At 40.7% G+C, this 15,151-nt stretch carries 6 protein-coding genes and 1 pseudogene; all 7 read right to left on the bottom strand.

The features are described 5' to 3' along the window. Window positions 1-411: 411 nt before the first annotated feature. Window positions 412-1,455 carry a chemotaxis protein CheW gene (locus V7K45_RS19715; RefSeq protein WP_335006342.1) on the bottom strand — a complete coding sequence of 348 codons (1,044 nt, stop codon included), beginning with the start codon at window positions 1,453-1,455 and terminating at the stop codon, window positions 412-414. Between the two features lie 10 nt (window positions 1,456-1,465). Beyond that, window positions 1,466-3,127 carry a CheR family methyltransferase gene (locus tag V7K45_RS19710; protein WP_335006340.1) on the bottom strand — a complete coding sequence of 554 codons (1,662 nt, stop codon included), beginning with the start codon at window positions 3,125-3,127 and terminating at the stop codon, window positions 1,466-1,468. Window positions 3,128-3,384: 257 nt separating this feature from the next. Next, entirely contained in the window at window positions 3,385-4,581 is a 1,197-nt protein-coding gene (locus V7K45_RS19705; RefSeq protein ID WP_335006338.1) for a family 10 glycosylhydrolase, read from the bottom strand. A 61-nt stretch (window positions 4,582-4,642) separates the two neighbouring features. Beyond that, entirely contained in the window at window positions 4,643-4,933 is a 291-nt protein-coding gene (locus V7K45_RS19700; RefSeq protein WP_335006336.1) for a hypothetical protein, read from the bottom strand. Between the two features lie 671 nt (window positions 4,934-5,604). Continuing rightward, window positions 5,605-6,207: a glutathione S-transferase N-terminal domain-containing protein gene (locus V7K45_RS19695; protein ID WP_335006334.1), complete on the bottom strand. Its 603-nt coding sequence runs from the start codon at window positions 6,205-6,207 to the stop codon at window positions 5,605-5,607. Between the two features lie 613 nt (window positions 6,208-6,820). Continuing rightward, on the bottom strand, window positions 6,821-11,551 hold the full coding sequence (locus V7K45_RS19690) for an amino acid adenylation domain-containing protein (protein WP_335006331.1): 4,731 nt from the start codon (window positions 11,549-11,551) through the stop codon (window positions 6,821-6,823). Window positions 11,552-11,874: 323 nt separating this feature from the next. Then, window positions 11,875-15,147, bottom strand: a pseudogene (locus V7K45_RS19685) (non-ribosomal peptide synthetase); the annotation flags it as partial. Between the last annotated feature and the right edge of the window lie 4 nt (window positions 15,148-15,151).

Raw genomic sequence — 15,151 nt, 5'->3', positions numbered from 1 at the left:
TTTGCGATCGGACTTTTGAACCAACGGAAAATTGCACAACATTAGACTTGTTACAGAAGTGGGGTAAAGGGTAAAGGGTAAGGGGTAAGGGATTTAAAACCTTTCCCCCCGCCCCTTATCCCCAGAGAACCCCACCTTCCCCTTTACCCCGCCAAGTTGACTTGGCGATAGTAGTCTGCCAACCCAAAAATGCGCTTGTGAGGTCTGGGGAAAGGGGGAAGGAAGCCTGCGGCAGGGAAAAGGGGAAAGGGTAAGCGCCTTCTGGTGCGATCGCTGCGCGAACGGCGCAGGGTAAAGGGTTAAATTATTCCCTTTCCCCTTTGCCCTTTAACCTTTTCCCCTCTTAATTTCCCCTTCCCCCTTACCCTTTACCCCGCCAAATTCACTTGGCGAATACTAGATTTATGAGCGTTAGACTTCTTCATTGACAACCAACACCTCTGAAGTGAGCAATTTAGACAAATTGATGATGCTCATCATGCGATCGCGATAAGGTGCGACACCCTGGAGATAGTCGTCTTTGGCAGAATGCAGGGCAATTGGAGCCGCGGTCATTTGGGAGGGATGAATATACGTCACATCAAAAATGTCATCCACAGCAATGCCTGCCACTCGTTGCTCTAGACGCACGACAACAGCTTGCTGATGCGATTGCACTCCATTCATGGGCAGATCGACCACATTATTGATGTTAATTAAGGTGACAATTTCGCCCCGCAAGTTGATGTTGCCAACAATGTGCGGCGGACAGCAGGGAATCGGGGTAATCTTGTGAATCTCGGTAAACTCATGCACCGTTTCTAAGCCAAACCCAAAGTACTCACCCGCCAACCCCACAACCGCTAGAGGCAAGAGCGACGCCGAATCTTCCTCATCAACGGAACATCGGAGAGCTTCAGTTCGCTCTTGCAAAATCTGTCGCTCCTGCGAATCGAAATGAGCGTATAAGCACTGATTTAGGGCTGAATCAGAGGGGTGTTTTAGTGTGTCATTGACTGAGCTGTTGTTGTTAAAATCAGAATTTAGATTGAAAACAGTCTCTATAAAGGCGTGTTCCACCAACAGTTCGGGATTGAGCAATGTAACGATGCCCTCCTCAACGTTGGCAATGCCAGTCACTAATCCATCCGGCAAACTCTCTTTCGATCGATCGCAAACATTGGCAGCGATCCGATCGGGTGCGATCGCTTGCACGCTATCCACTTGATTGACGATGATTCCGATTCGTTGAGTTTGCCACTCTAGGACAATCATGCTGTCAGTCAATTGAAAAGGGGGACGTGCTTGTTTTAAACGGCGATATAAATCCATCACGGGGAGAAACTTCCCTCGCAGGTTAATCACGCCTAAAATTGTGCTGAGAGTTTCCGCGATCGCAGTCACTTCTGGCAGAAAGAAGAGTTCTTGCACGGCTGTAGCCGGAATGCCATAGAGTGAATGATTGAGTTTAAACATTAAATAAGATTCATAGCTCATAACTAGTTGAATTTAAGTGCTTAAGAACGTGTGCTTTTAATTCAGCAGGGGTTTGCTGGTTATGGGAATCGATCGCTTGTTGGGGTATTTGCAAAATTTCTAGAAGCGATCGCCAGGTTTTTTGAGCCTGTTTTTCATTTCCCTCTCGTTCGTATATAGAACCCAATTCCAGGTGAGCAGTAACAGAATTAGGAGCGAGATAAATAATACGTTTTAAAAATAATTTGGCACTGTCGCGATCTCCTTGCTCTTCGGCGATTTGAGCCAACAAATGATAAGGTTCGATCGCCAATGGGCTGATCTGGAGTGCCTGCTGACACGCCTGACTCGCTTGGGAGTAATCGCCAAAATTCGCGTAAGCTTCTGCCATCAAACAATATGCCTGAAAGTGTTGGGGGGCAAGAGCAATCAGTTGTTCCGCTACTTGAATGGCATCGGCATAAGCTTCTTGAATTAGCAATTCCTTGGCTGCATCTAAAAGAGTTTGAGTGTTTGCGCTCGCGTCGAAGCCCGTCTCCAAGCTTGGGAGAGAGGGATCGCGGTTCGGATAAGTAGGGGAGGCAGGGGAGGCAAGGGAGGCAGGGGAGGCAAGGGAGGCAAGGGAGGGAAGAGAGTTATTAATATTAAGCAATTTCTCTTCTCCTGCTTCTCTTCTCCTCCTGCTCTCAATGGCAGCAGGTGTTATGGTATTCAAGACTTTGCTCTGCTCGTCGAGTGAGGGATGCCTTTGATAAACCGCAGATTGCAGAAAATTTTTGACTTGAAACGGTTCAGTTTTTTGCCCGTGTAATTCCGTGTGTCCTGTGAGCAGAAACCCTCCCGGTGTCAGAGAGCAGTAAAACTTGTCTATAACTTGGGCGATCGCATTGAAGTCAAAATAAATAAACACATTGCGGCAAATAATCAAATCGAAATCGTGAATCCCGGACGCGTAAGCGGGATAGCTATCCTGCATCAGGTTTCCAGGTTGAAATTTGACCATTGCTTGAATAGCAGGATCGATTTTCCAACCTTTTTTATGAGATCGAAAGTAGCGATCTTTGATCTCTGGAGTGGTTGTCCGAAAAGACCAATCGCTGTAAATTCCTTGTTGAGCCAGGGCGATCGCGCGTTGATTAATATCTGTGCCTAAAATCAGAATGTCCCATGTCTGATTGTCAGGGATTAGTTCCTTCACCAGAATGGCAAGTGAGTAAGCTTCTTCACCAGTCGAACACCCGGCACTCCAAAGCCGTAATGTCGGTCGATAAAATTCTCCATTACCAGCGTTATACTGAGTTAAACTAAGCTCCCGTTTGCGCTCAATTAACTCTGGGAGCAGTTGATTTTTGAGCAGCCACATCTGCCCCTGATCCCGAAAAAAATAAGTTTCAGTGACAGTGAGTAAAGAGATTAGTTCTTGCCACTCAGTCGCACCAGGAACTAATTGATTTCTTGCCACCAAGAACTGATAATACTCATTGAGTGAGCATAATCCCAGCGCCCGGATGCGAGTTAAAAGATTTTTCTTTAATCTATCTTGATACTGTGCCTTGATGTGAATGCCGAATGTTTCAGCAATCAGATCGACCATCTGTAACAAACTAAAGTTATCACTGTGTTGAGAATTAGGTTCAAGTAAAATGGGGCGATCGCTGCTTATCTGATTCATCACTACATGATTTTTGAGCCGATACGCTTAGGTTTCCCATTTCAATCTCTTTATTCGGATTTGTATGATATTTGGTATTGAAGTGATATATATACAAGTAAGTGCGATTCGTTCTGGAGAAACCCATTTTAGGGGGAAGATTCCAGAAACGTTTAAGTCCCGTCAAGTTTTCTTGTGTTTGCGATCGCGATGTAATGGAATGGGTCGATCAACCCGGTAAAATGGCCCGTAGCGAGCGATCGCTACTTTCTCCATGTTCAAAGCGAGTTTTTTAAGCTAGAAGCTGTTTTTTCTGGATTTCCTGAAAACGGAAAAACTAAGATGCTTTTGATTTTTGGATTATCAACTAATTCTTTTAAACGACCAAACTGCCGATCTGTAATTGCAACTCCAGCATATTTTTGAGCGTAATTTAATTCTTCAACAAAATTACTATCATTATAGGCTTGAATAAATACGCGATCCACGCCCCATTTTTCCCAGTCAGCCGCAAAATATTTTTTAGCCCAATAAGGATTATGATGACAAATATCAAAACTCACTGACCCATTAGCTATTTTCATTGAAGTTGCCATTTTTTGCACAAATTTAGTTAAATTTGCAGTCCGATCGACTTTTCCTGGTAATTCAGCATAATAACCTAGATAATCATCCCATTGAACTGCATCGATACTTGGATATTTTTTGACAAACTCTACTAATATATTTTGAAAAAGATTAGCAACTTCAGGAATCTCCACATCCAGTACATAATGATCGATTCCAGAGTAGGTTTTATCCACTCCTGGAACAATCCATTTCCGATTAATCGCTAAATCAAAAATTGGGCTATTTTTATCTATTTTAATCCCCTTTTCAAAATAAGCGTGAACTTGCATTCCTTGTTTATGTGCTTCGTCTATCAACCAATTTAACCATTGCTCTTGAAACTGGTTTGGACAACTTTTATACCCAAAAGTTTGCTGCATAACGTCGCTATTATACATCGTACAACCATTCCCCCAAACACCGTGAATAATTGTATTAATTCCTTGAGAGCGATAGTAACGAACTCTTTCACGAATCGTTTGTTCATCAGCATTATTGGTAACTTGATAGCGAGTTAAATAAATTCCTCTAATTACTTTCTTTTCCCAAGGCGTTTGAGGCAATTCAATTTTTTCTTTTGGGATTACTTTTTGTAAAATTTTGTTGTTGTTAGGAGCTAATGTTGTAGTAATTTTTACAGAAAATGGCGGAGTTATAGAAGCAGTTGGAGTAATATTTGGAGAGCTAGTTATAGTAGGATTAAAAATATGTATATTTATCTTTTTGCTATTCTCTAAAAACTTACTTATTTCTAGATGTCCTTTCTCGGTAAACCACCAATAACCACCTCCTAATATAATTAAGATTATAGAGATCGGAATATTTGAGCATCCACATCCGGTTGGCTCTTTCTTTGGACTCGGCATATAAAATTCCAATTTAGTTTTTGACAATATATTAAGACTCAATAACCTGTTTTATTAAGGTTTATCTGAATTTTCGCTTACAAAAAGGATGTATCCTCATTTGTACATGAATCAAGGCTTGGTGAGATTCTACTTCAAAGCATCCTTGAATTACTGGTAAAAACGAGTTCCGGTAGTGAATTATGCGACTGATTTGAAACCCTGATTCCGAAATAGTTCCTTGATAAGGGAGGTGTTTCTTAGAGAATCTAAATGCTTTTGCCTGTTCAACTTGTGCATTCAGCCGTTGCAGAACTATAGGCAGTTCATCAGGTGTCAAAATCGTAAAGCTATCGTCGGGTAATACTTTCATGTTGATTGAGGTTGCTGACTAAGAATAAAACCTCGATAATTTGTAATATGAATCCTCTTAGTTTATTCAACACGGGGTCTTGTTTTAAGTTTTCCCTTAGCAGTAGCTTTTCTAACACAAAAGCTCCCAAACCGAATCTTCGCACCAGATTTCCTACCAACGTACCACTCATTACTCCAATAGCTCACATCAGCGGGACTTTCGACAATAAAAGAGAGAATCGATTGGGGAAAGGATGGACTAATACCAATTCTCCAAAATGAGGCAAGAGATGTAAATCAGGAAGCAATACTTGTCGGTTAAGGGGAAAAGGGGAAGGGGAAAAGGGAAAGAAAAAACCTTTAACCTTTACCCTTTAACCTTTTCCCCAAATCCAATTCCGACTTAAAAATGCTTAACCGAGCAGTATTGAATCAGGAAGGGCAAATTTTTCTCAGGCAAAGACAGGATGTAACGAGTGTGATTAGTTTATTTTTGTGCTATTTTCAAACCCATGAATTTTAAACTTCCTGCCTTTTGGCGTAATCTAAAGTAGCTTTCTCATAGAAGCGATCGCAATAAAAACCCGTTCAATTTGTTTCTTCGCAGTATGAGTACGCTTGGCAATAAGAACGGGTTGCATTATTTAATAATTCATCATCACCCTTGTTGACTTATCCCTGGTCTTGTATTTAGGGGACTTGCATTCCGCGTTGCACAGCTGGACGTTGCTGCACTATCTCCACCCAGCGTTTAAGATTTGGGTAATTGTCGAGCGTTAAACCTTGAAATTCATAAATCGCTACCCACGGATAAGTTGCAACATCCGCAATAGAATAGTTACCACAGATAAATTCATTGTCTTGCAGTTGTTTATCTAAGACACCATAAATGCGTAAAGTTTCCTTTTCATAACGTTCGATAGCATAGGGAAGTTTTTCGGGTGCAAAGCGTTTAAAGTGGTTAAGTTGTCCAAACATTGGCCCGACTCCTCCCATTTGGAACATCAGCCACTCTAGGACTTGAAAACGGCTTTTTTGTTCAGTGGGTAAGAGTTTACCTGTTTTTTCGGCGAGGTAAATTAGAATTGCACCCGATTCAAAAACTTTAATCCCAGTTTGTTGGTCAACAATGGCGGGAATTTTACTATTGGGATTGATGGCGATGTATTCAGGTGTAAATTGCTGTTGTTGAGTAATGTCAATTTTGTGGACATTGTAGGGCAATTCGACTTCTTCCAGCATGACGGAAGCTTTGCGTCCATTGGGCGTGGTGAAGGTGTAGAGATCAATCATCTGCTGCTATCCCAAAATATTGACATTTTCCGATGGTAGTGTAGCTTTGATTGAGAAATTAGGGTATTAGCCGATAGAGAGATAACAGCAATACTAGAAGAACCAGGAGGTCAAAACATTATTATGCCTGACATTTACGCTTTCAAGAAACCACTCATCAGCACCATAGAAGGTTGAGTTTTACCAGCCAAATAATCATTGATTTGTATCGTGTCCGGTTAAAGACTTATCATTAAGACGGCAGGGGAGCAGGGGGGCAGAGGGAAAGAGGGTTTCCTGGTTTTTGCACAGATGCGGGAATTATAACTAATTAGGCTGACATGATATAACTTGCTACTACTGGTGGCCAAAAATAAGGACAGCTTAATTATAAGTGTTCATCCGAACTTGATATTATACGGAAACTAGTTTTTAGCGATGGCTACGGCCGCCGCAGGCATCGCGGCTTTTTTGCCCGATCTCACCAAATCGCGTTGCTCCCAGCTAAACCTTATCTGTCATCCTTGCAGGCAAAGCTGCTGGCGGCTGTTGAAAGGGAGTACAACCTTGGTGGAGACAACCAAAGTAAAATTGATTCTTAATGTAACAATTCAATTTAGTGCCCGATCTTTTTTTAAAGTTTTACGCTCTCTTCGTTTAAGGAAGATAACTTAATCCGCCGACTTTCACGTGATAGTGGTACTAAAACTGGGGCTTGATTTTGAGCATTGCTTTCTTTAAAGCTTTCCACCACCTTAGATAATTCTGCAATTGTCGATGCCTCAAATACACTACGCAAAGGCAACTCCACGTGTAAGGTGTCGCGCACTCTAGAGACAAGCTGAGTTGCCAGTAATGAATGACCCCCTAATTCAAAGAAATTATCATAAATTCCTACGCTCTTAAGTCCCAAAACCTCAACAAAAATTTTCACCAGCACTTGTTCAACAGGAGTTCGAGGTGCGATGTAATTTTCAGGTAATTGGGGCTTGATTCCATTATGGAATGCTCTTAAGGCACGGCGATTGACTTTACCATTAGCTGTTAGAGGTAAAGACTCCAATACTACAAAACCTGATGGCATCATGTACTCAGGCAGTTTTTGTGCTATGTAAGTCTGCAACTGCGGCACTAACTTACGCCCTGCTTTGGTTTGTAGGGGATTATTGCCGTAAGATTTCCAAGGCCGAGAGAGAGTCGTGCTATGGGGAAAAATAGTTCTTTTACCTACTTCATCTTGCCGTACAAAAACTACATCATAATGTCCTTCAGTACTTGAATGTGACCAGGTAATATCAACCCTATAAGGTACGTTCAGCGCATAGAAATCTTCTGGATCTACTCCGAAATTTTCTAGTTCTTGCAAAGCTTTACGTATTTGACCTACAGTTTTAAAACTTTCTACATCTGATAGCCATTCTGCTGTTTTAATTGCTGACATCAGCCGCGCATTAGGTACATTGATAATGCTTAATATTTCTGGTTGATTCTCAATTAATAACTGGCACACTGCTGAGACTGTTAAATTATCTTCAGACCAGTTCAGCACTGAATAATTTCCAGGATTACTATCAATTTCGGCACTAATATGAAGAATCACATTGTAACGAAACTCAGTTAACTCATTGTGATGTTTACCCCGCATCAGTTGGATTTGTACATGATTAATTTGCGGAAAGCGTTGCTTGATTGCAGTAAAAAAATCTGGATCAATAACTAACTCTGTTTCTTGAAATATTTGCCTTTGTACCCGTTGTTGCAACTCGAAGCAGGTAAGGGAAGGTTCAGCTTGATATAGTTGGACTGACGCATGGAAAGCTTGCAAGAGTGGCAAACTACGCACATCCCCTATGAAGATAAAGCCACCTGGAGCAGTTGCTTGCACAGCACTTTCTAATACACTAATCAGATAATCAATAGTAGGAAAATATTGTACAACCGAGTTCAGAATTACTGCATCAAAAGCTGCTGTTTCTACTTTCTCGAAGTCAGTAGCCATTTGCTGATACAGTGTTACCTGCGGCATTTCTTGTTTTTGTAGCTGTTGCTGAATGCAGTTAAGTGAAACTGAGGAAAAGTCTGTTCCCCAATATTTAGTGCAATGAGGTGCGATTCTAAATAGAATCAAGCCTGTTCCACAACCAATTTCTAACACTCGTTTGGGTTGCAAAGCCAAAATTTGCTCGACTTGGTTATCCACCCACTCACGCATCTGCTCTGCTGGAATAGGCTGATTTGTATAACTACTATTCCAGCCGACAAAATTAAATGTAGGATCTAAATCAGTAGATTGATTATAAGTTTCGTTATACAACATCTGCCATTGCAAAACCTGCTCATTCTGCAATTGCATTAATTGCAAATTCTCCTGTTCGTTACTATATTCAGTTTTTGGTACTACATAAGCTACTAGGCGCTTTTCCTGTTCATCCTCACGACTTATTACTACAGTTTGCTGCACGGCTGGATGCTGACTCAGTACCGCTTCAATTTCTCCCAACTCAATCCGATAGCCACGAATTTTTACCTGCTCATCGAGGCGACCTAAAAATTCAAGGTTGCCATCTACTCGATAGCGAACTAAATCACCTGTTTTATAAAGTCGTGCTTTTGGATTATTATCAAAAGGATTAGAAATGAAGCACTCAACGGTTAAATCAGGATAGTTTAAATAACCTCGTGCTAACCCATCACCACTTATGTATAACTCTCCCGGAACGCCAATAGGTACTGGTAGTAAATGTTTATCTAATATATAAAGTTTTGTATTGGCGATGGCTACGCCCGCCGCAGGCATCGCACAACCAATTACAGGTGCTAAATTATCTTTATTCTTAACAGAAATATGACCAGAAGTTGTAACAACTGTGTTCTCCGTTGGCCCATAATTATTAAATACTTGAAAAGAGTGAGAAGCTAAAGGATATTGATTTAGTTTGTCTCCACCTGTGAGCAATATTCGTAAAGCTGCGTTCTGAGGAAAATCTAATAATAAAACTTTCTCTGCTAAAGGTGTTGGGATGAAAGAAATTGTTATCGCTTTTGATACTAGCCAATCTCGGAGATGGTCAGGCGATCGCCTAGTTTCATCATCTACAAAATAAATGCTTGCCCCAGTACTCAGATAAGGCCAAATTTCCCAACCGCAAGCGTCAAAGGCAACTCCAGAAATCTGCGTTGCTCGGTCAAGGAGTGAAACTGCAAACACTTTTTGATGCCAAAATACTAAATTTAATAATCCTCTATGTTCAATTTTAACCCCTTTTGGTTTTCCAGTTGAGCCAGAGGTATAAATGACATAAGCGAGATTATCTACTGTAACTTTACTAGTAAGGTTATCTTCAATCTCTTGAGAAATAATTTCCCAATCTTTATCTAAACAGATTATTTGTGAATTATAGTTTTTTAGGCATTCAAGCCATCGCTCATGAGTTAATAAAATTGAGACTTGAGCATCTTTAAGCATAAAGTTTAAACGTTCAGATGGATAGCTTGGATCTAAAGGTACATAAGCTCCACCTGCTTTCAGTATGCCCAAAATCCCGATTATCATATTAAAAGATCGTTCTACACAAAGTCCTACTAAAACTTCGCTTTTCACTCCTAATTTTTTTAGATAATGTGCAAGTTGATTGCTGCGTATATTTAACTCTTTGTAGCTAAGTTGCTCATCATCAAATACTAGTGCAGTTGCCTCACCGTTCTGCTCTACTACGCTCTCAATTAACTGATGAATACATTTATCTTGAGGATAATTTGCCTGAGTATTGTTCCATTCAACTAACAATTGATGTAGCTCAGATTCGCTTAAAAGTGGTAAATGTGCAATTCGGTCTTCTGGATTTGCAACTATACTTTCTAGTAATGTTTGGAAATGTCCTAACATCCTACCGATTGTAGCATCATCAAATAAATCAGTGCTATAAATTACAAAACCACTAATTCCTTCTGAGCTATCTGCCCATAACCCATTTTGAGTATTTGGTTCCCACAAGTGGAACTCCAAATCAAACCGCGTTGTTTCCGTTTCAAAAGGTAGCGGACTTAAAGTTAAACTAGGTAAATCTAAGGCTGTCATCGGCGCATTTTGGAGCGCAAAAACAACTTGAAATAGCGGATTTTGATTCAAATTACGCTCTGGATGCAGTTCTTCTACAAGTTTTTCAAAAGGTAAATCTTGATGGCTGTATGCTCCTAAAGCTACCTCTTTAACTCGACTCAATAGTTCCCGAAAAGTTGGGTTTCCTGATAGATCGGTACGCAGTACTAAGCTATTGACAAAAAAACCAATTAATCCCTCAATTTCACTACGGTTGCGATTGGCAATAGGCGAACCAATAGCAATATCTTCTTGTTGTGTGTAGCGGTAAAGTAAAGCTTGGAATGCTGCTAGTAGGGTTATGAATAAAGTTACCCCTTCTTGTTGTCCGAGAGCTAAAAGTGCTTTGCTCAAACTTTTTGATAATTGCAGAGGTTGCCTTGCACCCTGGTAAGTTTGAACAGCTAGTCTTGGTCTGTCGGTTGGCAGATTTAGCATAGAAATGCCGTCTAATTGCTTCTGCCAGTAGCTTAGTTGCTTTTTTAATACTTCCCCTTGCAACCATTGGCGTTGCCAGTATGCAAAGTCTGCATATTGGATTCTAAGTTTCGGTAGAGGAGAAGGCTGATTGCTGGCAAAGGCTGTGTAAAGTGCTGCTATCTCTTGAATCAGCACCCCAATAGACCAACCATCAGAGACAATGTGGTGCATAGTTAGCAGCAAGATGTATTGTGTCTCATCCAACCACAGCAGTTTTACTTGCAGCAACGAATCAGTTGATAAATTGAAAGGACGTTGAGCTTCTTGTGTAGTGAGTCGTCGTGCTTGTATTTCTCGTTCGGCTTGTGGCAGTTGCCGTAAATCTATTACTGGTAAAGGTATTGTTAGGGTAGGATTAATTACCTGAACTGGTTGCCCTTTCTGTACGACAATAGTGGTGCGTAAAGCTTCATGTCGTTGCACGATTTCGTTAAAAGTTTGCTCTAGCGCGGCTAATTTGAGCGAACCTGTTAAATGTAGTGCTAGTGGAATGTTATAGAAAGGATTATTAGGAATTAATTGGTCAAGAAACCACAGCCGTTGTTGAGCAAAGGAGAGGGGAAGATTTCCTGACCGCGAAATAGGTACGAGAGGTTTAAAACTGTGGTTATTAGTACGATTAGATGCTTCTAAAAATTCAATAATTTCTGCTTTACGCTCTTGAATTTCTGCACGCAGTTCTGGTGTAATAATTCCTTCAGGGGCGTTGCAGCGAAACTTTTCACCATCAATAAAAACTTGAATATCTAAGCTGCGAAGATAAGTTAAAAACTCAACCGTATTCAAAATTAAACCCCTTCGCAAGTATTGTTATTTATTAGAAGTTAGCAGGCAGCTATGCTGTAAGAATATTGCTTGTGTCATAAGCTTTTTAAGATTTTTTAACTGGATAGTTCTTTTTGCCGAGCTGCACTGCTTATTACCTAACCCAGCATTTTTATCACACTTCTAAGACTGTATAAATCATTCCTGAGAGTGAAACTTGGATGATTATAACTATGGTATGAAGCTAAAACCTGGTGGACACATGGCATTGATGGAACAAAACCGACAGTTTGCCGAAGCAATCAGCACATTTTGCGTTGCTGGTCAAACTCAAGTGTTTCTCTTTAAAATTCTATGTCTTCTCGCTCTTGACTCGTAGCTCCACCTTTATATAAACCTTTTGCTGTCCAAAACATTGTGTCAATACATCTAGCAAGTTGTTCAACAGTTGGTGCTTCAAACAAATTGCGTACAGGCAAATCTATTTGGAAGGTGTCACGGATACGGGAAGTTAGCTGAGTCGCTAGGAGAGAATGACCGCCCAATTCAAAGAAATTGTCATGGATGCCTACTTGCTCTTTTCCCAAAACTTTAGCCCAAATTTGGGCAAGTAACTCTTCAACTTGCGATCGCGGTGCCACATAATCTTGATTATTGAAAGAAATTGTATCAGGCATGGGTAAAGCACGCCGATCCACTTTGCCATTATGTGTTAGAGGTAGAGATTCCAGTATCACGTAGGCGCTTGGCACCATGTATTCTGGTAACTTTTCTTTGAGGAATTGACGAAGTAAGGATGTAAAGCCTTGCACCTCTTGCATCGCTATCTGTTCCTGGTTGAGAACAACATAAGCTACCAAGTACTTATCATCAGGTACATCCTCACCAACAATGACAACAGTTTCTCTCACTGCTGGATGTTGATTCAATACCGCTTCAATCTCTGACAACTCAATGCGGAAGCCACGAATCTTTACTTGATTGTCAATGCGACCTAAAAATTCAATATTGCCATCTGGTAAATAACGAGCTAAATCACCCGTTTTATAAAGCCGTGTTTTGGGATTATTGCTAAAAGGATGAGAAATAAAGTGTTTAGTAGTAAGTTCATGGCGATTGAGATATTCTCGCGCTAGCCCCTCCCCACCAATATATAATTCGCCACTAACGCCAATAGGCACTAGTTGTAAATAGGTATCTAATATATAAATCTGCGTATTTGTAATCGGAATGCCAATAGGTAAAGATGTAGCCGATGGTAACTCTTCTACGCAGTAATAAGAGGAAAATGTTGTATTTTCTGTAGGCCCATAAACATGAATTAAGTGCTTTGGCGCACCAGATTTGAGAATCTTTTTAATCCATCTCTTATCAACGGTTTCACCACCAAACAGTAAATATTTCAAGGTCGCAAAAGCTTGCGGAACATCTCTGACAATCTGTTGAAATAAGGCGGTAGTCAAAAATATAATGTTGATATCTTTTTCTCGTAGTTGTAATGCCAATTCATGAGGCGAAAGGGTTACATCTTTACTAATTCCTACAAGTTGAGCGCCGTTAAGTAGCGCTCCCCAAATCTCGAATGTAGCAGCATCAAAAGAAGCGTTTGAGGCTTGGGCGACTTTATCAGATGGTAATAAATTTATATAGTTCGTATTGCACACTAACCGATTTACAGCTTTGTGAGATACAGCAACTCCCTTGGGTTTTCCTGTAGAACCAGAGGTGTAAATAACATAAGCTAAATTATTACTATTTAAATTGCTTTCGAGATTGTCTTGATTTTCTTGGGTAATAATTTCCCAGTCTTTATCTATATAAATAATTAGTTTTGAGAAACATTCAAAATGCTTGAGCAAGTTTTCTTGTGTCAGCAATACTGAAACTTGTGCATCTTCAAGCATAAAGTTTAAACGCTCTTGAGGATAGCTGGAATCTAATGGTACATACGCTCCGCCAGCTTTCAGAATTCCTAACAACCCGACGATCGCTTCTATAGACTGTGAAATACAAATACCGACTAAAATTCCTGAAGATACTCCTAATTTTTGTAAGTACTGTGCTAGTTGATTGCTGCGAGTATTCAACTCTTGATAAGTCAGTTGCTCGTTAGCAAAGTTTACTGCTATAGAATCAGGATACTGCTGTACCTTTTCTGCAAACAATTGATGGATACACTTATCTTGAGGATAATCGGCTTGGGTATTATTCCATTCCACCAATACCTGATGTAGCTCTACTTCACTTAATAACGGTAAATCTGCAATTCGTTGTTCTGGATTTGCAACTATAGCTGACAACAGAGTTTTAAAATGTTCCACCATCCGGCTAATTGTGGCTGGATCGAATAAATCTGTATTGTAAACTATCACACCTCGGAGTCCGTCAGAATACTCCCAGTTTGCACCCCATAAGCTCCTAAAATCCTCAGAACACTTCCATAAATGCAGCTCTAAATCAAAACGCGTTTTTTTGATGTCAATATTCATGAAGCTAGGTATTAATTCAGGCAGTTCTAGCGCTGACATTGGCGCATTCTGAAAACCAAATACTACTTGAAATAGCGAATGATAGCTCAAGTTTCGGTCTGGATGTAGCTCTTCAACTAACTTTTCAAATGGCAAATCTTGGTGGCTGTATGCTCCTAAAGTTACCTCCCGGACTCTGCCTAGTAGTTCCCGAAAAGAGGGATTTCCAGATAAGTTGCTACGTAGCACCAAACTATTGACAAAAAAACCAATTATTCCTTCAATTTCGCTGCGATTACGGTTAGCAATTGGCGAACCTACCGCGATATCTTCTTGGTGTGTATAGCGATAAAGTAATGTTTGAAATGCTGCTAGCAACGTCATAAATAATGTTGCACCTTCTTGCTGTGACAGCTTTTCTAGTGCATCAATTAGCTTGAGCGGTAACTCTAGAAATTGGGTTGCTCCTTGATAGCTTTGTATAGCTGGTCTTGGTTTGTCAGTAGGTAGATGCAGTATAGAAATATCGTTTAATTGCTCCCGCCAGTAAGCTAACTGGGTTTGGAGTACTTCTCCTTGCAGCCACTCGCGCTGCCAGTGAGCAAAATCGGCGTACTGAAGAGGCAGTTCTAATAAAGGAGAAGGCTGGTTTTGTGCAAAAGCTGCGTACAGCGTTCCCAGTTCCCGAATCAGTACCCCCATAGACCAGTCGTCGCAGATAATATGGTGCATATTCAGTAATAGAATATGTTCTGTCTCAGAAAGGACTAGGAGTATTACTCGCAGCAATGGCCCGGAGGATAAATCAAAAGGACGTTCTATGTCTGCGGTAACAATGCACTTTGCTTTAACCTCTTGTTCATCATCTGGCAATTGCTGGAGGTCTAATACAGAAAGAGGTATTGTTAAGCTGGGTGCAATAGCCTGTAGGGGTTGTCCATCCGACACAATAAATGTTGTGCGTAAGGTTTCGTGGCGACGCACGATTTCGTTAAAAGTCTGTTCTAGTGCGGTTAATTTCAGCGAACCGGTCAAACGAATTACTGTCGGCACATTGTAGATACCATTGTCGGGGATCAACTGGTCGAGAAACCATAGCCGTTGTTGAGCAAAAGATGCTGGAAAAACGAAGACTTCTTCAGAAGACATATTG

Source organism: Nostoc sp., assembly GCF_036917375.1.
Lineage (GTDB): Bacteria > Cyanobacteriota > Cyanobacteriia > Cyanobacteriales > Nostocaceae > Nostoc.
This window is presented reverse-complemented; position numbering and strand designations above follow the sequence as displayed.

Excerpts from the sequence above, each read along its gene's own strand:
- V7K45_RS19715 (WP_335006342.1), bottom strand. The coding sequence starts at position 1,455 with ATGTTTAAACTCAATCATTCACTCTATGGCATTCCGGCTACAGCCGTG.
- V7K45_RS19710 (WP_335006340.1), bottom strand. The coding sequence starts at position 3,127 with ATGAATCAGATAAGCAGCGATCGCCCCATTTTACTTGAACCTAATTCT.
- V7K45_RS19705 (WP_335006338.1), bottom strand. The coding sequence starts at position 4,581 with ATGCCGAGTCCAAAGAAAGAGCCAACCGGATGTGGATGCTCAAATATT.
- V7K45_RS19700 (WP_335006336.1), bottom strand. The coding sequence starts at position 4,933 with ATGAAAGTATTACCCGACGATAGCTTTACGATTTTGACACCTGATGAA.
- V7K45_RS19695 (WP_335006334.1), bottom strand. The coding sequence starts at position 6,207 with ATGATTGATCTCTACACCTTCACCACGCCCAATGGACGCAAAGCTTCC.